Here is a 23253-nt window from a genome sequence, read left to right on the forward strand (position 1 = left end):
TACGCAGCCCTGCTGCTATCTCAGGGCCTGCCTGAGGCAGTCCCTGAGATGAAGAAAACCCCACACTTCTGACGAAGTGAGGGGCTTTCTTCTGTAGGGGAGGATACTCGGAATCCGCTCCGCTTCTTCCTCGTAATCTTACGCAGCCCTGCTGCTATCTCAGGGCCTGCCTGAGGCAGTCCCTGAGATGAAGAAAACCCCACACTTCTGACGAAGTGAGGGGCTTTCTTCTGTAAGATTATATACCAGCAGCTTGCATTGAAGCGTTAATTTTCTCAAGAAGTAGTTCTGCATCCATACCGTGTACCATAGCGGCCTCTTCTAAAGATTCTACCTGTGAAGCCGGGCAGCCGAGGCAGTGCATGCCAATTTCCATTAGGATTGGTGCTGCATCAGGGTATATTGTCAATAATTCACCAATGGTGGTGTCTTTCGTAACCTGTCCCATCTTTGTTCCCTCCTTTGTTATAAGATGTTTTCTATTATAATCCCTATTTTTTAAATAATCAACCATCGAAAGTATAAATCACAGTCATTGGACCTTCTGAACTGTTATGTAATTTTAGAAAAATGGAATATCTCAGGCCTATTTACCAAATTGTCGGAACAATTATTTTCACTTTTTGACTTCTTAAAAGTCAATCTTTTTGCTGCTTTTTTTCGACAAAAAACCAATTTCATCATAACTTAACAAAACGTTCGTTCTTTTTTTTATAAAAGTAATCCACCAAAAACACATGTTTTTATGTGGATAATGTGAATAACTTTTACAAAATCTGGGTTTTTCCACGTTTTTTCAGGTTTTGAATGTGGATAAGTTGAAAACTACCCTTTTTCGACTTTCGACATAGTTTTACATTTTTGTGCATTTTGTATATGCCATCCTTTTCATATCAGCGGCAAAAATCGATTGTTTCCCGCCAAAGAAGAGGAAAATGTCTAATAAAAAACTACACTTTAAGTCGAATGACCCGAAGTAACCGACAAGGTCAATCAAATTTGACTTTAGTGCGGTATTTTATCGGAAAACTGACTGTTTAACTTTGCTTCAGCTAAATCCGAGTCAAAGACCCCGCAGCAAGCTGACGGGGCATCAAACTTGCAGCGCAGCAAGCTGCGGGGTCTTTGACCCTCGCGGCAGTCGCCAAATGGAAATGCAAGCATTTCCATTTGGCTCGTTGCCCGCGGGAATAAAAATATCCACAAGCACCCCTTAGCAAGCGAGCTTGCGTGGGCTGTTTGTGGATATCTCTGCCCTTTTAAATATAATTCCCAATATTTTATAAAATCTACAATACTCTTCTGACCGTTATAATAGGTGTATAGGTTGCACTACAAATTCCAATTCCATCTGCCTCATTCATCGCGTTGACAATATTGCCATCTCCCATATATAGACCTACATGGCCATCGTACAATATAATATCTCCCGGCAGCGCCTCTTCATAGCTTACCGGAGTACCTACGGATTCCATATCCCAGGTGGTACGTGGAAGGCCGACTCCAAAGTGTGCATATACCGCCTGTACAAATCCGGAGCAGTCGGCACCGTCTGTCAGGCTTGTCCCTCCCCATACATAAGGATTGCCTATAAACTGACAGGCATAATCAATGATGGCCTGTCCACTGGAGGTCTGAGACTGAATAGCTGCTGCCCTCTGGGCTTCCTGCTGCTTTTTGGCTTCCTCTGCAGCCCTGGCAGCTTTCTCCTCAGCTACACGCTTTTCCTCCTCTTCTTTGGATTCTGCATAGGCATAATTTTGCTGAACATTTACGTAATCTCCATATACCCATCCAGGTGTCTCTCCGACTTCGACCGGGTACCAGCCGTTCACTGCTTCACCAGTCACCTCATACTGTTCATTCGCTGTAATCTGTGTAATTATGCTGGCTGAGGTATCCTGACCATCCCGCACATTTAACACATCTACAGTTACTGTGGCCTGATTCTGTTCATATTCCCCTGCATGTTCCTCGGCTTCTTTACCTGTAAACAGGCTGTCTGCGGGTACATATCCTTCTACAGAACCAGATCTAATTTTTGTCCAGTCGCCGTTATACTCCAGTACATCAGCTGTTGAATTGCTGTACAGTTTTCCTGTCCAGTCACTTGTTTCATCCGGAGCGCTTCTGATATAAACATAATCACTCACATTAGAAAACGCTCTATTTAAATACTCACCCTTGTCATCTTGTACCAGATATAAATCAATGTTATTTTTTACATCCTCCTTGTAACATTCTTTTAGCACCGATTCGATTCCTGCAACCGGCAGGATCTGGGTATCCTCAGAAGGCTTGTCCTCTGCTCTGGCCGTCATTACACTCCCCGAAATCAGAATCGTTCCTGTTAAAGCAGAAAGAATCAATTTCTGCTTTACACTTACTGTCTTCATATAAAACCTCCTTATATATGTTTCATCTTTTGTAGGAAGTTCTAAATATTACATAATTGTTAAGTTTGTTACGTTTCCATTATATCAATCTCATATCCGTATGTCAACCATTTTTATAGGATTTTTAGCTTACACATTTCGACATAAGCTATATTGTTTTTTATTTTTACGTAATCATTTAATTCGTTTGTTAAATATTTTGTAACATTTTCTGTATTGTATTCCTTAATATGATACCAGGGTCAAAAGGTCATGCGTTTCATGCTTGCATGAAAAAGCATGACTTTGGGACCCGCAAAACATGAGAAAGTAGCCCGAATAGGGCGGATTTCGAATGTTTTTAGGATTGCGGGAGCACAAAGTGCGGAGCAATCCGCAGGTATCAAGGGTCAAAATACCTTTTGACCCCAACATCTTAATATGATACCAGGGTCAAAAGGTCGTGCGTTTCATGCTTGCATGAAAAAGCATGACTTTGGGACCCGCAAAACATGAGAAAGTAGCCCGAGCAGGGCGGATTTCGAATGTTTTTAGGATTGCGGGAGCACAAAGTGCGAAGCAATCCGTAGGTATCAGGGGGCAAAATACCTTTTGCCCCCTACATTATAATATATATTTTTTCTAAAATACCATTGACATTTCATAGAAATATATTATATTCTAAATAGATATGATTACTAATATTCGTGCAACTATTCAAAACTAAGCTCAAAAACCTATGGTTTTCTCTCTGCTTGGTTCTGAATAGTTACATATTCGTTTTAATTTGAAAGGAGGCCTACATTGACAGCATTAAAGTATAGCCGGCAGCGTGAAGCTATTAAAAATTATCTGATGGCAACAAAAGAACACCCGACCGCTGATATAGTCTATCTCCATGTAAAGGAAGAATTCCCTAATATTAGTCTGGGAACCGTCTACAGGAATTTGAATTTGCTGACAGATATCGGCGAAGCACTTAAAATTCCTTCGCCGGATGGTGCCGATCGGTTTGACGGAAACGCATTGCCCCATAATCACTTTTTCTGCACTACCTGTGGAAGAGTCTTGGATTTAGATTTAGACATAAAGAAATTAGAAGAAATTAATACATCTGCCTCGGAAAACTTTGACGGTAAAATAGAGTCCAGCAGCATTGCGTTTTATGGTAAATGTGGTAAATGTATTTCCAGGCAAAATTAAACAATGTATTTCCCAGTGATACAGAACTCCCGAAAACGAAAATCTATTTTGTTTCGGGAGCTTTTTAGTTTGTAACAGTTCAGCCATGCGAATTTTCCACAGCGTAGGCAGGAGAAAGCTTGCTTTCGTATGCATATGCTGCCGAAAATTCATATGGCGCTCTGCCACAGCGAGATGAAGCGCAGCACATGTCCTTGGTTAGCAACCGTAGTGTGGTTGTTTAACAAGGACGGTACCCTTGGGGTAGAATCGAGCTGATAGCTGAACTGTTACTTTAGTTTTATTTATTTTTCAAAACTCTATTGACATTTCATTAAATATGTATTATATTCTTTTATAGATAACAATTACTATTATTATTTTAGTTTTTGAAAGGAGGTTCCTATTGGCAGCTTTGAAATATAGCCGACAGCGTGAAGCTATTAAGAGCTATTTGATGTCAACCGAGGCGCACCCAACTGCTGATACCATTTATTTACATGTAAAGAAGGAATTTCCCAATATCAGCCTGGCAACTGTATACAGAAATTTGAATCTACTTACAGATATCGGGGAAGCAATTAAGATTACTTTACCAGGCAGTGCCGATCGATTTGATGGAGTTGTTACGCCGCATAACCATTTTTTCTGCACCAGCTGTGGAAAAATTATAAATTTAGATTTTAATATAGAAGAGTTAGAAGAAATCAACAAAACCGCAGCGCAAAATTTTGACGGAAAGATAGAGTCCAGTAACATTACTTTTTATGGAAAATGCAGTGACTGTATTTCCAAATTATGCAATTAATATAGAAAGTACACCACACTTCCTATATTAATATAAACCGCTGGAGCCTTAAGTGCTGCCGGCAGCAAAACAACTAAAATATATGAGAGAAGGAGACTTTAACTATGAAAAAATTTGTATGTTCAGTTTGTGGCTACGTTTACGAAGGAGAATCTGCACCGGAGAAGTGCCCTGTCTGCGGCGCACCCGCTGAGAAGTTTAAAGAGCAAACAGGTGAGAAAACTTGGGCTGCAGAACATGTTGTAGGTGTTGCTCAGGGTGTGAGTGAGGATATCCTGGCTGATTTAAGAGCTAATTTTGAGGGAGAATGTTCAGAAGTAGGCATGTATCTTGCAATGGCAAGAGCTGCACACAGAGAAGGTTATCCTGAAATCGGACTGTACTACGAAAAAGCTGCTTATGAAGAAGCAGAACATGCTGCCAAGTTTGCGGAATTATTGGGCGAGGTTGTAACAGACAGTACAAAGAAGAACCTGCAAATGAGAGTGGATGCAGAGAACGGCGCAACAGCAGGCAAATTTGATTTGGCAAAACGTGCAAAAGCTGCTAACCTAGACGCTATTCACGACACAGTACATGAGATGGCAAGAGACGAAGCACGCCACGGAAAAGCTTTTGAAGGCTTGTTGAAGAGATACTTTGGCTAATCTCCATTGATTCATAAAGGATAAACTGTTATACTATACGCAATACACATACTAGGAGGATTTACAATGTCAAAGTACGAAGGAACAAAAACAGAAAAGAATCTTATGGAAGCATTCTCAGGCGAGTCACAGGCACGCAATAAATATACTTTTTATGCATCTGCTGCAAAGAAGGCAGGCTATGAGCAGATTTCCGACATCTTCTTAGAAACAGCTAATCAGGAGAAGGAACATGCAAAACTTTGGTTCAAAGAATTCCACGGAATCGGAGATGTTGATGCCAATCTGGAAGATGCGGCCGCTGGTGAGAATTATGAGTGGACAGACATGTATGAGCGCATGGCAAAAGAAGCAGAAGAAGAAGGCTTCAAAGAACTAGCTGTAAAATTCAAAGGAGTGGCAAGAGTAGAAGCTGCCCACGAGAAACGGTACAACAAACTTCTTGAACATTTCCGTGCCGGTGAGACTTTCAAGGATGAGGCTCCTCTCGGGTGGAAATGCAGAAACTGCGGATTCATATATGAAGGAAACGAGGCTCCGGAAATTTGTCCGGTCTGTGCTCATCCACGTGCCTACTTTGAAAGAAAAGCAGAAAACTATTAAAATAATGGTAACTATGCGGGACCTCTGTAAAGGGGACCGCATTTTTTAATCTTTTGCTGAAAGTCAATGAGATAAGCACACTAGAAGCTTTCCTTTTTATTCACCAACTGCAGCTTTTGTCTACGCGACATTTTCTTTATAATGCACTCTCTTTTCATCGCTTCTTCCTTTGTCTTAAATGTCTCAAAATATACCAGTTCCACCGGCCTGTGCGCTTTTGTATACTTTGCGCCCCTGCCCAGGTTATGGTCACTGATCCGCTTCTCCAGATGATTCGTCCACCCGGTATACAAACTTCCGTCTCCACATCTTAATATGTATGTATAATTCATAATCACTGTCTTCTCCTTCGCACATATTATACCATTAAATAGGGCATAGCACATTAAAATTTCTGCTACGCCCTAAGTCATTATGATTCCATAAAATCCATTGGATTTACCGGATTTCCATCCTTTAGTAATTCAAAATAAAGATTTGGACCTTCTACACTGTAATATTTTGTTGGTTCACTCATATACCCCACAGTCTCTCCTGCAGCTACATAGTCGCCAATTTCCAGTGGAACTTCTTTTAGCTGTCCATACACTGCGCTGTATCCATTACCCATGTCCAGCGTGACCGTAATTCCTGTTTGGGCAGTCTGCTCTATATTTGACACAATTCCTGCTGCAGAGGCACCTATCACTTCTCCTACTTCTCCCCCTATAACGAGTGCCGGATTGTATTTATACTGCTCCAGCGTGGAGAAATACACGGTCTGGTCCATACTATAGTTAATCAGTACAGCCCCACTGGCCGGCCATGTAAGCAGACTGTTCGCATCAAAATATACTTCTGCTGCACTTCCCGCTGTATTGGCATCTGCTGCTGCATCATCCTGAGTACTGTTTTCGCTGTCTTCTGTATCATTTTCTGTGGATGTATTACCTTCTGCTTCAGGCAGGACAATATCGTTTGTTGTTGTCGCCTCGCTTTTTTCTTTTGTAAGCTCATCTGTTTCTTCTTCGGCTTTCGCAAGCTGCGCATCCATTTTCTTTTCATAATTGTTGAATGTATATGCTCCTACCATCACAATTACAGCAACAAAGCAGATTACGATGCCGACTGCTGCGCCTTTTCCTTTTAGTGAAAATGGCTTTTCGTTGTTATTTTTATTCATATTCATCACCTCTGGCTATATTTTTGCCAGAAAAGTGATGCCTTATTCTATTTTTGCAAATATTTCTCCGCCATCGGTCAGATTCGTGCCTTCAAAAAAATTTTGAAGAATTTCTTCATAACTTTTTCCTTGTTTTGCCATTTCATTTGCCGTCCACTGACTCATCCCAAGGCCATGACCGACCCCCACCGTTGTGATACGAAGTCCACCATCTGCCTCCTGCAGAGTAAATGAACTGGAAGATAGAGAAAGGGCCTCACGGAATTGCTCGCCTGAGCAGACCGTATCCCCAATCCTAAGCTTCGACACATAGCCCGCAGAGTCATATTCCTGAATCTCAAAGTCCGAGAATTGATAAGTTTTTTCTGCGCTCTCTTTATCGACAGCAACTAAAAACGGCTGGCATTTTGACTGGATTTCCTTATATCCCAGGCTATAGACATGCATCTCATCCTCTGCTTTTTTATCTTCCGGACAGTCCCTGACAACAAGATAGGGATAGTCTGCACTCCCCAGAACTTCCTGGCCGTTTCTTGTTTTCCCATTGCTGGACTGATGAAACGGAACCATGGCGTAAGTATCATTATAGTACAACACTTCATTTGAGGTTTCATCCATAGCCTTCTTCAGCTTAGCCTGGTAAGTGTCATATTTCTTTGCCCCCCACTTTTTTTCCAATTCCTTTGAGCTTAAGTAGCTGTCCTCCAAAATCTTATCTTCACTGCTATCCAACATCTGGTATAAATGAGTTCTGATAAGTACAGCCTGGGCCTTCAGTGCCTCCATCTCATACGCTGCAGGCATTTCTTTTGCAAGTACCCCTGTAAAATACTCATCCCAGGGGACCTCCAGCGCTTTTTCTTTGCTGTCTGCTGATGTGTTTTTTACCCGTACAAAGGCCCTGCCTTCCTTTCCCGCGGCTTTCATGTCACCTCCGTTGACAAAAACGGTGACCACATAGGGAAGCAATATTAAAATAATTAAAAATGAGCAGCCCATCTTAAACTTCTGCTTCATATACCTTTGTCCCATAAAAAGCCTCCTTACTGGTGTACTGCCTCTTTGACAGTACACCAGACACAGTGAAATTTTATCACCTTTAAGTATATGAGAGCCATGAAAGAATTTATGCACCGCTCATACAATTTGTTATTCTGTTATATCTGTATTGTCCTGATCTCTTGTCTCTTCTCCATCCGTCTGTACATCCTGATGCTGTTCCGCTGTCATATCCGGCTGGGATGATGTGTCCGTTTCTGGAGTTATATCTGAATCTGCTCCGGATTCGTCAGCTAAAAGAATTGGAGGAAGGGGACTTACAAAGGAATCGCCCAGATCGGGCTCCATTCCCGGATTAAAGTCTTTGTTCCTCATCACAAAGAGACAGATAGATTCATAAAGTGGTATCACACTGCACAGTACAGCATGCGCAACAGACATATTCTTTGTTGTAAACTTTTCCAGAATCTGGTGGTTTACAAGCACCCCGAACACCTTATATATTGCTTCATAAACAACAAGCACCACAACCCAGATGATTGCCAGAACAAGTATTCCCAGTATGGCCCCTGAACTTACCTGAGGTCCGTAAGAATAAGAATAATCCTCAAAAGAGCGAAAATCAAATATACTGGAAAATGCTGTTCCAAATCCCACAATAATAATGAGCAGATAGAATATAAAATTCACTGCCCCGGCAATAAATGGCAGGGCAAGGAACCATATTCCGGGATTTTTAACAGTTTTAAATTTCAGCGTAATGTTTCCGCCCAGTTCACCGTGAAGATATGTCCTTGCAAATGGAATGAAGGCAAGCCACGGCGAGTCCATCCCCTGGCGCTTTGCAATGGTGTACATTCCAATCCCCTTAAATATATAGCTGATGATATAAAAGATAAAACAAAGTGCAAGTATAATCATATAGATGGCCAGAACACCTGCCATTACCGAATCTATATTTCCATAATTATAAGAATTAAACATAAATACCTCCTAATCCGGCTGTCCCGATGGTACAGCCACCTTTTCCAGTTTCCAGATATCCTCTACATACTCTTCTATGGTTCTGTCGGATGTAAACTTTCCGCTGCACGCGGTATTCATGAGTGCTATTTTGGACCATCTGTGATCATCCCTGTATGCTTCTTCTACCTTTTTCTGAGCCTCCGCGTAGGATCGGAAATCTTTCAGAATAAAATACGTATCTGCCCTGTTTGTACACTGTGTATTAAGAAGGGAGTTATACAGATTCCGGTACATATTATGATCACCGTCCGAATAGGTGCCATCCGTAAGCTGATCAATTACACGCTTTAACTCCCAGTCATTAAAATAAATATCAACCGGGTTATACCCTCCGTTGTTTTCGTAATTAATGACCTCTTCGGAGGACAGCCCAAAGATAAAAGCATTCTTCTCTCCTACTTCTTCCACAATCTCCACATTTGCACCGTCCATAGTGCCCAGTGTGGGGACACCGTTTAGCATGAACTTCATGTTACTTGTTCCTGATGCTTCTTTGGATGCAGTGGAAATCTGTTCACTCACGTCTGCCGCCGCAAATATTAATTCTGCATTGGATACCCTGTAATCTTCTATAAACACGATTTTCAGTTTCCCATTAATACTTCTGTCATTGTTCACGACCTCTGCCACAGAGTTGATCAACTTAATCGTTTCTTTTGCTCTCTGGTATCCGGCCGCAGCCTTGGCTCCAAAGATAAAGGTTCTTGGATAAAATGACATTTCCGGATGCTCTTTAATCTGGTTATACAGATACATAATATGCAAAATGTTCAGGAGCTGCCGCTTGTATTCATGCAGACGTTTTACCTGCACATCAAAAATAGATTCCGAATCCACCTCTATATCGTTATGCTCTTTGATATATGCCGCCAGACGTACTTTATTCTGATATTTAATCTGCATAAACTCTCTTCTGGCCTGCTCATCATTTACCAGGACCTTCAGATTTCCGATCTTTGACAGATCCGTAATCCACCCATCTCCGATTCTGCCCGTGATCCAATCCGCAAGAAGCGGATTGCCGTGAAGGAGAAAGCGTCTCTGGGTGATGCCATTTGTTTTATTATTGAACTTCTGCGGCATCATTTCGTAGAAATCCTTCAACTCCTGATGCTTTAAAATTTCAGTGTGAAGCTTTGCCACACCATTGACAGAAAAACCGGAGATAATTGCCATACGTGCCATGTGCACCTGGCTATCCCAGAGAATAGCCATTTTTTTAACCTTTTCTTCATTTCCCGGATACTTTGCACGTACCTCGCTGACAAACCGGCGGTCTATCTCCTGCACAATCTGGTAAATGCGGGGGAGCAGCCTTGAAAATAAATCTACAGGCCACTTCTCCAGTGCCTCCGCCATAATCGTGTGGTTCGTATAAGCACAGGTCTTTGTGGTCACATCCCAGGCTTCATCCCAATCCAATCCCTCCACATCAATCAAAAGGCGCATCAGCTCAGGAATCGCCACCGTGGGATGTGTATCATTCATTTGAATCACAACTTTCTCAGGAAGTTTCCTGATATCGTCATGGTGCTTTTTATATTTTGCAATCATAGCCTGCAGGCTGGCTGAAATAAAGAAATATTGCTGTTTCAGCCGGAGCTCCTTGCCGGCATAATGATTGTCATTAGGATACAGTACATCTACAATCATTTTTGCCAGGTTTTCCTGTTCCACAGCCTTGTGGTAGTCCCCTCTGTCAAAGGAGGCTAATGAAAAGTTCGTAATGGCCTCCGCATCCCAGATGCGCAGCGTATTCACGACATGGTTGCCGTACCCCACAATGGGCATATCATAAGGAATGGCCCGGACAGATTCATAATTCTCCTGAATAAATATATCCTTTCCGGTCTCAGGGTCCTTCTCAAAACGGATATCACCTCCGAAACGCACTTCCTTCGCATACTCTTCCCTGCGGATCTCAAAGGGATTTCCTTCCTTAAGCCATTCATCCGGGGTTTCTACCTGATATCCATTTTCTATTTTTTGTTTGAACATTCCATACCGATAACGGATTCCACACCCATACGCATGGTAATTCAACGTTGACAGAGAATCCAGAAAACACGCAGCCAGACGGCCAAGTCCACCGTTTCCGAGAGCCGGGTCCGGCTCCTGATCCTCTATCACATTCAGGTCGATGTTCATGTCTTCCAATGCTTCTCTAACCTCTTTATAGGACATCATATTAATCAGATTATTACCCAGGGCACGGCCCATGAGAAATTCCATGGACATATAATATACCATCTTTGCATCCTTTTTCCGGCACTCCTCCTGTGTGGCCAGCCAGTCATCAATAATAATGTCTTTTACCGCGTAAGACACCGCCTGAAATATCTGTTGGGATGTGGCTTCTTCAATGGTCTTCCGATACAATATTTTTACGTTGTCTTTTACCATCTCTTTGAATGCTTCCTTCTCAAAGCGTTTACTGTATGCCAATATCACATCACCTCCTTCTCTACGCCCATTGTAACCGCTTCCCCATTCACCTTCCACTCCTTTACATATCCGGCAGGAACTGCTTTTATGATTTTGTCTGCCAATACTTCGCCTCTGATTTCTTCACCATATTTTGCAAAGATACTTTCTGCCTTCTCACTTCCTGTATAGGTAACTTTAATCTTATCCATGACCTGGAAGTCCGCCTCCTTACGCATAGTCTGAATCTTGCTGATAATTTCCCGCACAAATCCTTCTTCCAAAAGCTCTTCCGTTAGATTTGTATCCAGAACTACGGTAATTCCATTATCATTTTCGGAGACATATCCTTCCATCTGAGCAGTATCAATCAATAAGTCTTCCTTAAATAAAGTAACTTCCTGGTCATTGATGTTCAGCTTTAATGAACCTGTTTCATTGACCTCATCCATCGCCGCATTTCCATCCAGATTATTAAGAGCAGGTTTGATGCTTCCTAACATTTTACCATATTTGGGACCCACTGTCTTTAATTGTGGTTTAAAACTATAGGAAGTAAACGCTCTTACATCCTCTGTAAACTCAATATTTTTTACGTTTAATTCGTCTGCCACGATTTCCTTGTAAAACTCAGTAAGAACAAATGGCGCTTTCACAAACATCCGGCCGATTGGCTGACGGTTCTTGATGTTCGCAGTATTTCTGCACGCCCGGCCCATGACTACAAGTTTCAGGACATTTGACATATCCGCTTCCAAATCCTTGTTGATATACTCTTCATGAACAGACGGAAAATCACAGAGATGGATACTTTCCAAAGCCTCACTGTCAATGCTGCACACAAGATTCTGATAAATTTCTTCCGCCATAAATGGTATCATGGGAGCAGCCGCCTTAGATACCGTCACAAGTGTGGTATACAGTGTCATATAAGCATTGATTTTGTCCTGCTCCATTCCTTTCGCCCAGAAACGCTCACGGCTCCTTCTCACATACCAGTTGCTCATATCATCCACAAAATCCTGAAGCGCCCTTGCACTCTCCGGAATCCGGTAATTTTCCAGGTTCTCATCTACCAACTTTACCAATGTGTTCAAACGGGACAGAAGCCACTTATCCATAACATTCAGTTTATCGTACTCCAGACTATATTTTGTAGCATCAAAGTCATCGATATTTGCATACAACACAAAGAATGCATAGGTGTTCCATAACGTCCCCATAAATTTGCGCTGCCCTTCCTGCACCGCCTTTCCGTGAAAACGGTTGGGCAGCCAGGGTGCACTGTTCACATAGAAATACCAACGGATTGCATCTGCACCATATTGTTCCAGTGCGTCGAAAGGATCTACCGCATTTCCCTTGGACTTACTCATTTTCTGCCCGTTTTCATCCTGGACATGGCCCAACACGATTACATTCTTATACGGCGCCTTGTTAAACAGCAGCGTAGATATTGCCAGCAGAGAATAGAACCAGCCTCTTGTCTGGTCCACAGCCTCGGAGATAAAGTCTGCAGGGAATTGCTGCTCGAACAGATCCTTGTTTTCAAATGGATAGTGATGCTGTGCAAAGGGCATAGAACCACTGTCAAACCAGCAGTCAATTACTTCCGGAACGCGGTGCATCTCACCCCCGCACTCCGGGCACTTAATGGTAACTTCATCGATGTACGGACGGTGAAGCTCAATGTCCTCAGGACAGTTATCGGACATAGACTTTAATTCTTCAATGCTGCCGACAGAATGCTGATGCCCGCAGGGGCACTCCCAGATATTCAAAGGAGTTCCCCAATAGCGGTTGCGGCTGATTCCCCAGTCCTGCACATTTTCCAGCCAGTCGCCAAAACGCCCTTTTCCGATATTCTCTGGAATCCAGTTAATCGTATTGTTGTTGGCAATCAAATCCTCCTTCACCGCCGTCATCTTGATAAACCAGGATTCACGGGCATAGTAAATCAGAGGAGTGTCACATCTCCAGCAGTGAGGATAGCTGTGCTCAAACTTTGGTGCATCAAAGAGGAGCTCCCGTTCTTCCAGGTCCTTTAGCACCAATGGATCTGCCTTCTTTACAAAAATACCGGCAAAGGGAGTAGTTTCTCCCATCAGTCCTTTTTCATCCACTAACTGCACAAAAGGCAAATTATACTGTCTTCCTACTTTGGCATCATCCTCACCAAATGCCGGTGCAATGTGGACAATTCCGGTACCATCTGTCAATGTTACATAGGTGTCACACGTCACAAAGAAGGCTTTTTTATTTTGCTTTTTGGCAGCATCTGCCGCACATTGGAACAGTGGCTCATATTCCTTATATTCCAGGTCTTTTCCTCTATAGGTTTCAAGAACTTCATATGCAGCTTTTCCATCATCTGCCAGCTTTCCAAGTACGGTATCAGTAAGTGCCTGGGCAATATAATATACATATCCATCTGCTGCCTTTACCCTTACATAATCCTCATCCGGATTTACGCAAAGTCCCAGGTTGGAAGGCAGTGTCCAAGGAGTCGTGGTCCATGCCAGGATATATGCATCCTCGTCTTTTACTTTAAATCTTACGATTGCGGATCGTTCCTTTACATCCTTATACCCCTGGGCAACCTCCTGGGCAGAAAGAGGAGTCCCACAGCGAGGGCAGTAGGGTACGACTTTAAAGCCTTTATATAGTAGCTCTTTATCCCAAACTGTTTTCAGTGCCCACCATTCAGACTCAATAAAATTATTATCATATGTCACATATGGGTGTTCCATATCCGCCCAGAAACCAACTGTGCTGGAAAAATCCTCCCACATACCTTTATATTTCCACACGCTCTCCTTACATTTGTCAATAAAAGGCTCCAGTCCATATTCCTCAATCTGCTCCTTGCCATCCAGCCCCAGAGCTTTTTCCACTTCCAGCTCCACGGGAAGGCCGTGAGTATCCCAGCCGGCCTTACGGGGAACCATATACCCTTTCATTGTCCGGTATCTTGGAATCATATCTTTGATAACACGTGTCAGCACATGGCCGATGTGAGGCTTGCCATTGGCGGTAGGAGGTCCATCATAGAAAGTGTACTCCGGCGCCCCTTCTCTTTCATCCATACTCTTCTGGAAAATATCATTGTCGGCCCAGAACTTCTCAACTTCTTTCTCACGCCCAACAAAATTCATATCTGTAGAAACTTTCTTATACATAGCTATCCTTTCCCTTTCTGATTCTGATAAAGTAAAAGACCTCCGTCCTGTAATAGGACGAAAGCCTTAGCTTGCATTTATACCACCTGTTACAACATACTCAAGGCCCAAAGCCGGCCCTTTATATGCGTTCCCATAACGGAGGAAACCCGTCAGCCCCTACTGTCGGTTCGCAGGCTGCGGCTCGGAAGTGATCTTCAGAAACACCTTATTCATACCGGGCTTCCACCCCTCCCGGCTCGCTGTGATTTTCAGATATATCCTACTGTCTTCGTCAAAACTTTTTCTTTATACATACGTCTATATGAAAATATTATATGAAAACACCTTTCAATAGTCAAGGCATTCTACAGAAATTGGACGATATTTGTTGAACTATAGATTTTTTGTGTGATATAATCATCTCATATGTAACAGTTCAGCCAATCAACTCGACTTTACCCTAAGGGCACCGTCCTTGTTAAATTCGCATGACTGAACTGTTATAATCAAATACTATTAAGGAGAATCATTGCATGAGAAGAAAACATGATCTTCGTATCCGCTTTTTTAATGAATTTTCAATATCAAGCCCTTATTACGAGTATGCGCCGAGTTCACACAACAGCACACAGCTTGCCCTATTGATATCTTACCTCGTAGCAAATCAGGACACGAAAGTCCCGAAAGAGGTCCTGATGTCCATGCTCTGGCCCGAAGAAAAAGACAAGGAGCCGGTGGGCGCCCTCCGGAACCTTGTGTATAGAGCAAGAAAGGAACTGCAGTGTCTGTACCCGGATAAAGATATCGACTACATTAAATTTACCCAGGATGCTTATTACTGGAATCCCGATTTATACTGCCAAATTGATATTGTAGATTTTGAGAACTACAATAATCTGGCGCGCCAGGAAACAGACCCGGAAAGGCAATTCCGATATTATTACCGGATGAACCGCCTGCACACAGGAGAATTTCTCTCCAACCTCACAGCCGTGGAATGGGTGCAGTACCGTTACACTTATTATAAGAATATGTATATTAACTGTGCACTCAGCATGTGCGAATATCTCTATACCAGGTCCCACTATGATGAGGCCATTTCTTTATGTGATAAGCTTATTATTCTCTATCCAGAGAAAGAAGGCTTTTACCGCTACAAGATGTTGTCTTACCTGGGGGTTAATTCTATTAAGACTGCCCTGGAATATTACCACACGGCTCTTGACCTCTTTTCTTCCAAGTATGGAACCGATATCAGTGACTCATTCAGAGACATCCATCAGGAGATTCTGGCGCGCCTGCCCAATACAGAGTGCAGCATTGATGAACTCGAAGTGACCCTTGAAGATGACGGCGAGGCTGACAAGACTTTTTACTGCAATTTAGACATATTTAAGAATATATACCAACTGAATGCCAGGTCGGCAAAGCGGTCAGAAGCCAAATACTACCTGCTGCTGCTGACATTGCTTCCTGCCAAAAAGGAAAGTATACCTGATTCTGTAAAAACAAAAGAAATCATGAACGACCTGTATCGGATTCTTTCTGTTAATCTGAGAAAAAATGACGTTTTTACCAGAACCTCACTTACACAGTATTCCGTTATACTGACAGTGATGGACGACAGTAATTTAAATCTCATTTCCCAGCGCATATTGAAGGCCTTCAAAGTAATAAACCACGATACTGATATCCTGATTGATATTGACTGGAAGGTCATCGAATAAACACTAAGAGGACAGTACTTCTTTACCTTCTGTGCTGTCCTTTTTTCTTTCTGCTATACAATAATACCGTGCCAAGCAATATCAAAAATATCACCGCTGCTCCCGTGGCTATATAGAGCTTTGATTTCCCACTGTCTGCAGGTTCCGTAGGGTTATCCTTAGAAGTATCTTCTTGTTTGCTGCCTGCATTTTCATTTTTTACCACGACAGCTTTTCCCGCCAGCTTGCCGTATCCTTCCTCTGTCAGAATAACAGCTGTGCTTCCTACATTTTGCCCTTTATAAGTATAAGTAACCTTTCCATTGCGAATTCCATCTCCCGTTAAAATTATGTTTTTTTCAAGCTGTGAAAAATCTATTCCTTCAGGCAGTACCACATAACCCTCAGGATCGCTGAAGTGTCCTATGTCTCCAGATGTTTCCTTGTCTTTTACTGGTACTTTTTCAAAATTGTCAAAAACATAGTCAAGCATCGCTTTTGTGTCCGTGTAGGCATCTACCCCATAATCATAAAGTACAACTGCTGCCAGATGCATTTTCCCGTTATCCGCCATTGTTACCAGAGTAGTCTTTGCCTGGTCTGTATAACCAGTTTTCCCTCCGGTGCAATATTTGTAATAATAGTAGTTCTCCGGCCACAGCATTTTGTGATTCTGCTGAAAGATCCGTTCCTCTTTGGTCAGGTTCGTGGGACCTATCTTATATTCCAGTGTCCCCATAATTTTTCTGAACTCTTCCTGCTGATACACGGCTGATGCAATCAGAGCCATATCATGTGCTGTCGTATAGTGCTGGTCATCGTGGAGACCATTTGCATTCACCCAATGAGAATTTGTGCAGCCAAGCTCAGTAGCTCTTTCGTTCATTTTTTGTATAAAGGTGTCATAATTACCACCCAGCCTCTGCGCACCTACATTCTCGGCGACCGCATGTGAAACTTCATTTGCAGATGCCAGAAGCACTGCATGCAGAGCATCATCAAGATTAAGCTCCTCTCCTGCCTGCATACCGATCTGAGCATCATCATACTGTAAGAAGGATATGCTGTCCTCTGTAAACTTTACTTTATCTGTTAATTCTGCATTCTCCACTGCGACCAGTGTGGTCAAAAGCTTTGTAATGCTGGCCGGACAGTGTTGTTTATCCCCGTTTTTCTCAAACAGAACAGCACCGCTTTCCATATCCATCACTACGGCTGAATCTGCATAAACCTGAGGACCCTGGGGCCAGCCGGCAAGTTTATTTGTATCGACGTCCGTCACATAAGAATCCGCCTTCTCTTTCTCCTCCTGGGCCGCAAGCTCTTCCTCTGTCTTTTCCTGCGGCTCTGCGTCTTCTGCATATACTGCGGCAGGGTGAAGAATCAGTACTGCAGCGGCCATAATAAAAAATAATATCCGTTTTCCCCTCATGATGTCCTCCAAATAATGATGTAGGGGTCAAAAGGTATTTTGCCCCCTGATACCTACGGATTGCTCCGCACTTTGTGCTCCCGCAATCCTAAAAACATTCGAAATCCGCCCTATTCGGGCTACTTTCTCATGTTTTACGGGTTCCAAAGTCATGCTTTTTCATGCAAGCATGAAACGCATGACCTTTTGACCCTGGTATCAAATAATTAGTTACAATAAAGTATACACCTTTACCGGAAAATATACGAATCCTTTCTTGAATCTTTTATCCAGTATAGTAACAGTTCAGCCATATGAATTTGACATATAAAATCAGGTTAACTATAATGGTTTTAACAAAATAGACTTCAATCAGAAAGGAAAATTTATGATGAAAAAGTTTTTATCCATGTTATATGTCCTGTTCCTTTCCGCAGCCCTGCTGGCGGGCTGTTCTTTTACATCTGCGAAGTCTGCCCCAAAACCCGCTTCCACCTCTGAGGGAAAGGCCTCCGCCTCGGAGATAGAAGCGTCCGCGGCAGAGCCTGTTGATGTAAATATTATGGCATTGAAAGGACCCACAGCTATGGGCATGGTGCAATTCATGTCTCAGTCCGACAGCGGTGCACTGACCGACAATCACTATAATTTTACGATTGCCGCCGCGGTGGACGAAGTTACCCCCAAGCTGGTGCAGGGCGAGATTGATATTGCTGCCGTACCTGCCAATTTATCTTCTGTTTTATACAATAATACGAAGGGCGGTATAGAGGTTCTGGCCATTAACACACTGGGAATTCTCTATATTGTAGAAAGTGGCGGGACAGTTGCATCCATTGAGGATCTGCGCGGGAAAACTATTTATGCCAGCGGTAAAGGTGCTACACCCGAATATGCACTTAATTATATTTTAACGAAAAACAACATTGATCCTGCAGCTGATGTGAATATTGAATGGAAGAGTGAGCACGCAGAGTGCCTGGCTGCACTGATGGCAGAGGAAAATGCAATCGCCATGCTGCCGCAGCCCTTTGTAACCACAGCCCAGATTAAAAGCAAGTCTATTAGAGTGGCTCTTGACCTGAACAAAGAATGGGATACACTCCAGGAGAACAATGACAAGCCTTCTGCTCTTATAACCGGTGTCGTTGTAGCCCGGAGGGAGTTTGTTGAAATAAATCCCGGAGCAGTAAGCGCTTTCATGGATCACTATCGGTCCTCCGTGGAATTTGTGAACACCAGTGTGGCTGAGGCTGCCCAGCTGGCAGGGAAGTATGATATTGTCCCTGCAGCGGTTGCAGAAAAAGCACTCCCTGCATGTAATATTACATTTCTGGACGGCGCCAAACTAAAGGAAAAGCTGTCCGGCTACCTGACTGTACTGCTGGAGCAGAATCCTGCCGCTGTAGGCGGGGAGCTTCCTGCAGATGACTTCTATTATGCACGGTGACAGAAGCCGGTTACGGGGAATCCGAATCTGGGCGGTGCTGTTCTGGCTGATTATCTGGCAGCTTGTCAGCATTGCTGTAGCTAACGATATTCTGCTGGTATCGCCATTGCAGGTCATACAGCGGCTAGGAGAATTGATTTTCACGGAATTCTTTTGGTATTCCATTTTCTTTTCACTGCTTCGGATTATTGGAGGATTTATTTTGGCAGCCTGTGCGGGAATTCTTCTGGCAGTGTCTGCATACCGGTTCCGGCACATTCGAGAGCTGCTGGAACCTGTTATGCTGGCCATTAAGAGTGTTCCTGTGGCCTCTTTTATCATCCTTGCCCTGATTTGGTTTTCTTCGCACAACCTGGCCACCCTGATTTCCTTCCTTATGGTACTGCCTGTAATCTATACCAACGTGCTGGATGGTATCTGCTCTGTTGATAATCAGCTGTTGGAAATGGCACAGGTCTTTCGGCTGCCGGTAATCCGCCGAATCCGTTATATCTATGTCCCCCAGGTCATGCCTTTCTTCCGATCCGGCTGCACAATTTCGCTTGGATTGTGTTGGAAGTCCGGTATAGCAGCGGAAGTAATAGGGATGCCAAAAGGTTCTATCGGCGAGCGGCTTCAGCAGGCAAAGGTATATTTAGACACCCCGGAGCTGTTTGCCTGGACTCTTGTTATTGTGCTGGTGAGCCTGACATTTGAACGGCTGTTTTTACTGCTGTTAAAAAAAATTGCCGGGAGATTGGAGCGAATGTAATATATGGAGCCTATTGTATTATACAAAGTCTGTAAATCCTTTGATGAAAAAACTGTCCTGCAGGAGTTATCTATGAACATTCCACAGGGGGAAACTACCGCCCTTATGGCCTCCTCCGGGCAGGGGAAAACCACCCTGCTCCGCATCCTTATGGGACTGGAACAGGTAGACAGCGGGTACATTTCCGGCATGGAGGGCCTTCAAAAAAGTGCTGTTTTTCAGGAAGATCGGCTGTGTGAGAATTTAAATCCAATTGCTAATATTCGTCTGACCAATCCTTCCTTGTCCTATATACAGATTTTAGAAGCTATGCATGAGATGAAGCTATTTGACTGCGAACACCAGGCCGCCGCTGAGCTTTCCGGAGGGATGCGGCGCAGGGTTGCTATTTTGCGTGCCCTGTTGGCAGAGTGGGATATCCTGTTTCTGGATGAACCCTTCAAAGGACTGGATGCCGAGACAAAGCGGCAGGTCATGGCAGTGACCTGCCGTCTATGCAGAGAGCGTACTGTTTTGCTGGTTACCCATGATTTGTCAGAGGCAAAAGCTATGGCAGCAAGCGGGTTAATCTCGTGGTAAAACAATTTTTCGAATCATTAATGAGAAAAGAAGAGTACTGGTGCTGCTTGGAGTAACTGTTACTAAATTTTACCGGCTCAAGTGAAATCTTCTTGACAAAACAATGGCAATGTATTATAAATGTTTTAAAGGCAAGGGTGCTGAAACTTACTGTTTCAAGCACCCTTGTCTTTCTTTTTTTCCATGATGAAAAGACAGAAAACAAAGGTAACATTAGAAATTGCCTCCAGTTGAAAAATAATGTATTCAACTGGCTTCGCCACAAACTTTTATAGATTTGTCAAGTGTTTTTGGTGAAAAAACAGGTGATTTTTAATATAGGGGTTGAAGTGCCTTATGAAATAAGGACTGCAGATTCCGGGAACTTATTATTTTAAAGAGGAGGAATTGATTATGTCACAAGTTATCATTGACAGCTTCTGGGTGGCCTTGGCGGCCTTCCTGGTGTTCTGGATGAACTTAGGCTTTGCCTCGGTTGAGGCTGGTATGGCCAGAGCCAAAAACACCGTCAACATTTTGAGCAAAAACTTTATTGTTTTTGCAGTATCTTCCCTAGGCTTTATGCTTTTAGGTTTTGGTTTGATGTTCGGCAGCGACAACCCCTTTGTCGGCACCGACAATCTCTGGATCTTAGGTAAGATTCCGGAATGGTATACCAATGAGGAAACTATTCTCCTGGGCTCACCAATTACCTTTTGGATTAAGTTTTTCTGGCAGTTGGTGTTCTGCGGCACTGCAGCTACTATTGTGTCCGGTGCCGTGGCCGAGCGCGTAAAATACATCTCCTTTATCATTTTCTCGTTTGTCTTAACCCTCTTTATCTACCCAATTGTCGGGCATTGGATCTGGGGCGGCGGCTGGCTGGCCGATATCGGCTTTCAAGATTTTGCAGGCGGCGCTGTCGTACATGGTTTGGGTGGTATAGCTGCTTTAGCCGGTGCTATGGCTTTAGGACCCCGCATCGGCAAATATGGAAAGGACGGCAAACCCAAAGCCATTCCCGGGCATAACATGAGCCTGGCGGTCATTGGCGTTTTTGTGCTCTGGCTGGGCTGGTTTGGTTTCAACCCTGGCTCCACCTTGAGTTTTGCCGAACCAGGTGATGTGGCACATGTACTCCTGACCACCAACACGGCAGCCATTATAGCTATTTTGGCTTCTACCGCCACCAGTTGGATTAAAATCGGCAAACCTGATTTGGGTATGACCATCAACGGATGTTTGGCTGGGCTGGTCATCATTACCCCTGGGGCTGCGTACGTCAGCATTCCTGTTTCCATGCTTTTAGGCGCTATAGGCGGTGTCATTGTCGTTTTTGCGGTTATGATGTTTGACAGGTTAAAAGTAGACGACCCGGTCGGTGCTACTTCGGTGCACCTGGTTAATGGTTTTTTGGGCACTATTGCGGTCGGCCTGTTTGCTAAGGAAGGGGTTACCACACTCTCTCCCGCCAATGGCTTGTTCTATGGCGGCGGCTTTAAGCTTTTAGGTGTACAGATTTTAGGTGTTGTGTCTGTAGCCGTCTTTGGCTTTTTGACCTCAATCCTGGTCTGGCAAATATTAAAAAAGACCATAGGTATTCGCGTGACTGCGAAAGAGGAACTGGAAGGTCTGGATATCGGCGAGCACGGCAACGAAGCCTACCCCGGGTTTGCCCCGGCTGTGGAAACGTTGGCCGACGGTGAGGAAGTCATTGCTGTCAGTGTTCCCCAAGAGAGTGTACCTTCTGACGAAGCGGTTAAAGTCATCAACACTGCGGACACCGGTGCCAAGATTACTAAAGTTTCCATTGTAACCGCCCCCGGCAAGTTACATAAGCTGCAGACCGAGCTTGATGCCATTGGCATTACCGGCCTGACTGTTACCAATGTACTGGGCTTTGGTATGCAAAAAGGTCATGCCCGCGAGTATTACCGCGGCAACCCGGTCGAAACCAACCTGCTGCCGAAGATAAAGGTAGATATCGTCGTATGCAAAACACCAGTTCCCGCCCTGGTAGCCGCTGCCAAAAAGGCACTCTACACCGGCAATTACGGTGACGGCAAGATTTTCATCAGCAATGTGGAGAATGCCGTCAAGATCCGTACTGGTGAAGAAGGATATAGTGCTTTACAGGATGAGATTTAAAAATAATTAAAAAAAGGGCTGCCCTGCCATGTTATTGGCGTTGCATAGCGCTATTTGCTTCATCTGGATTAATATTATCAAAGTCATTTATTACATTTTTGCCATTAAGAATATATTCAAAATGATAGTGGGATGGGATTTGGGTTGTTGTATTAGGATAGGTGATTGTAGCAACAAAGCGCTTGCAGCCGCCGGCAGCTCTTATCCCTTTTTCCATGTATGCTTGATTTCCATGTCTGTTTAATATTCTGTTTTGTGGAGTAATGTTATATGCATTAGCTACTCCGCCAAGAGAGTCTGCTATAACATGTCCTTCATCTAAATCTTTCCGCTCGGTACCGGGCACTTTTGCTTCATCGTCAAAATATCTTCCGGCTGTATTAACAGGCTCCTTTGACTCATCTTGTAAAATAATCTTATCTGCAATTACATTAATCAATTGTCCGTATCCATTTGTAAACGCCCAATATGTTCTATCTCCATAACCAACATCCACCGCAGCCTTTAGTTGCCTTTTTCCTGACAAATCGCCGCCATCGACCTCAATAATTTTGTATGTCACACCGTTATACTTTATTGAGCCTTTATTACTTTGTATCTTTATGTTATTGAAGGCCTGCACAGAATCCGTGCCTGTTGATTGGTTAGAAACAGGATTAAATACAATTGAGTCTATTAATACTAGCAATAATAAAATAAATACTTTTATAGACTTTTTCTTTAATGTTTTCTTTTCCCGCATTCTACTACTCCCAGTTGTAACATTAACTTACTGTAACTATATTCCCCCTGTTTCTTTCATTTTATTATGAACTACGCATTTAAGCGTCCAACCTTTGAAA

At 43.4% G+C, this 23253-nt stretch carries 19 protein-coding genes; 9 read left to right on the forward strand and 10 right to left on the reverse strand.

Annotation, left to right across the window (positions count from 1 at the left end; translation table 11 throughout):
• Positions 1–238 precede the first annotated feature (238 nt).
• Both EDD59_RS07290 and EDD59_RS07295 read right to left on the reverse strand, forming a co-directional pair.
• On the reverse strand, positions 239–448 hold the full coding sequence (locus tag EDD59_RS07290) for a DUF1858 domain-containing protein (protein ID WP_132380471.1): 210 nt from the start codon (positions 446–448) through the stop codon (positions 239–241).
• A gap of 841 nt (positions 449–1289) precedes the next feature.
• Positions 1290–2396, reverse strand: coding sequence for a C40 family peptidase (locus tag EDD59_RS07295; protein ID WP_132380473.1), 1107 nt, complete (start codon positions 2394–2396; stop codon positions 1290–1292).
• 783 nt (positions 2397–3179) lie between these two features.
• On the opposite strand from EDD59_RS07295, the gene EDD59_RS07300 reads away from it, so the two are divergent.
• The 4 genes from EDD59_RS07300 to rbr all read left to right on the forward strand — a co-directional run bounded on the left by EDD59_RS07300 (position 3180) and on the right by rbr (position 5615).
• Positions 3180–3578 carry a Fur family transcriptional regulator gene (locus EDD59_RS07300; RefSeq protein ID WP_132380475.1) on the forward strand — a complete coding sequence of 133 codons (399 nt, stop codon included), beginning with the start codon at positions 3180–3182 and terminating at the stop codon, positions 3576–3578.
• Positions 3579–3963: 385 nt separating this feature from the next.
• The gene (locus tag EDD59_RS07305; RefSeq protein ID WP_132380477.1) at positions 3964–4365 is read left to right on the forward strand and encodes a Fur family transcriptional regulator; all 402 of its coding nucleotides are present in this window, start codon (positions 3964–3966) and stop codon (positions 4363–4365) included.
• Positions 4366–4469: 104 nt separating this feature from the next.
• Positions 4470–5012, forward strand: a complete 543-nt coding sequence (locus tag EDD59_RS07310; protein WP_132380479.1) for an NADH peroxidase — start codon at positions 4470–4472, stop codon at positions 5010–5012.
• Between the two features lie 66 nt (positions 5013–5078).
• Positions 5079–5615 (forward strand): rubrerythrin, encoded by a 537-nt coding sequence (gene rbr, locus EDD59_RS07315; RefSeq protein ID WP_132380481.1) that lies wholly within the window; start codon positions 5079–5081, stop codon positions 5613–5615.
• Positions 5616–5695: 80 nt separating this feature from the next.
• Here rbr and EDD59_RS07320 read toward each other — a convergent pair whose 3' ends face one another.
• The 6 genes from EDD59_RS07320 to ileS form a co-directional block, all read right to left on the reverse strand.
• Positions 5696–5947 carry a GIY-YIG nuclease family protein gene (locus tag EDD59_RS07320; protein ID WP_132380483.1) on the reverse strand — a complete coding sequence of 84 codons (252 nt, stop codon included), beginning with the start codon at positions 5945–5947 and terminating at the stop codon, positions 5696–5698.
• Positions 5948–6027: 80 nt separating this feature from the next.
• The gene (locus tag EDD59_RS07325; RefSeq protein ID WP_132380485.1) at positions 6028–6777 is read right to left on the reverse strand and encodes a M23 family metallopeptidase; all 750 of its coding nucleotides are present in this window, start codon (positions 6775–6777) and stop codon (positions 6028–6030) included.
• Between the two features lie 42 nt (positions 6778–6819).
• Positions 6820–7809: a SpoIID/LytB domain-containing protein gene (locus EDD59_RS07330; protein ID WP_132380487.1), complete on the reverse strand. Its 990-nt coding sequence runs from the start codon at positions 7807–7809 to the stop codon at positions 6820–6822.
• Between the two features lie 117 nt (positions 7810–7926).
• Positions 7927–8760 (reverse strand): RNA-binding protein, encoded by an 834-nt coding sequence (locus EDD59_RS07335; protein WP_132380489.1) that lies wholly within the window; start codon positions 8758–8760, stop codon positions 7927–7929.
• 9 nt (positions 8761–8769) lie between these two features.
• The gene (locus tag EDD59_RS07340; protein ID WP_330571972.1) at positions 8770–11247 is read right to left on the reverse strand and encodes a glycogen/starch/alpha-glucan phosphorylase; all 2478 of its coding nucleotides are present in this window, start codon (positions 11245–11247) and stop codon (positions 8770–8772) included.
• 2 nt (positions 11248–11249) lie between these two features.
• Entirely contained in the window at positions 11250–14405 is a 3156-nt protein-coding gene (gene ileS / locus EDD59_RS07345; RefSeq protein WP_132380493.1) for an isoleucine--tRNA ligase, read from the reverse strand.
• Positions 14406–14920: 515 nt separating this feature from the next.
• Between ileS and EDD59_RS07350 the strand changes: the two genes are divergently transcribed.
• Positions 14921–16114, forward strand: coding sequence for an AfsR/SARP family transcriptional regulator (locus EDD59_RS07350; RefSeq protein ID WP_132380495.1), 1194 nt, complete (start codon positions 14921–14923; stop codon positions 16112–16114).
• A 22-nt stretch (positions 16115–16136) separates the two neighbouring features.
• Here EDD59_RS07350 and EDD59_RS07355 read toward each other — a convergent pair whose 3' ends face one another.
• Complete coding sequence (locus EDD59_RS07355) at positions 16137–17525, reverse strand: D-alanyl-D-alanine carboxypeptidase family protein (RefSeq protein ID WP_132380497.1); 1389 nt, start codon at positions 17523–17525, stop codon at positions 16137–16139.
• 370 nt (positions 17526–17895) lie between these two features.
• Between EDD59_RS07355 and EDD59_RS07360 the strand changes: the two genes are divergently transcribed.
• From EDD59_RS07360 to EDD59_RS07375, 4 genes are all read left to right on the forward strand, one after another.
• Positions 17896–18954 carry an ABC transporter substrate-binding protein gene (locus EDD59_RS07360; protein WP_132380614.1) on the forward strand — a complete coding sequence of 353 codons (1059 nt, stop codon included), beginning with the start codon at positions 17896–17898 and terminating at the stop codon, positions 18952–18954.
• Positions 18932–19705: an ABC transporter permease gene (locus tag EDD59_RS07365; RefSeq protein ID WP_132380499.1), complete on the forward strand. Its 774-nt coding sequence runs from the start codon at positions 18932–18934 to the stop codon at positions 19703–19705. The genes EDD59_RS07360 and EDD59_RS07365 overlap by 23 nt, the downstream gene beginning before the upstream one ends.
• 3 nt (positions 19706–19708) lie before the next feature.
• Positions 19709–20284 (forward strand): ATP-binding cassette domain-containing protein, encoded by a 576-nt coding sequence (locus EDD59_RS07370; protein ID WP_132380502.1) that lies wholly within the window; start codon positions 19709–19711, stop codon positions 20282–20284.
• Between the two features lie 393 nt (positions 20285–20677).
• On the forward strand, positions 20678–22411 hold the full coding sequence (locus EDD59_RS07375) for an ammonium transporter (protein WP_330571974.1): 1734 nt from the start codon (positions 20678–20680) through the stop codon (positions 22409–22411).
• A gap of 31 nt (positions 22412–22442) precedes the next feature.
• On the opposite strand, the gene EDD59_RS07380 is transcribed toward EDD59_RS07375, so the two are convergent.
• On the reverse strand, positions 22443–23153 hold the full coding sequence (locus EDD59_RS07380) for a DNA/RNA non-specific endonuclease (RefSeq protein WP_132380504.1): 711 nt from the start codon (positions 23151–23153) through the stop codon (positions 22443–22445).
• Between the last annotated feature and the right edge of the window lie 100 nt (positions 23154–23253).

Source organism: Muricomes intestini (genome assembly GCF_004346165.1).
Taxonomy (GTDB): Bacteria; Bacillota; Clostridia; order Lachnospirales; family Lachnospiraceae; genus Muricomes; species Muricomes intestini.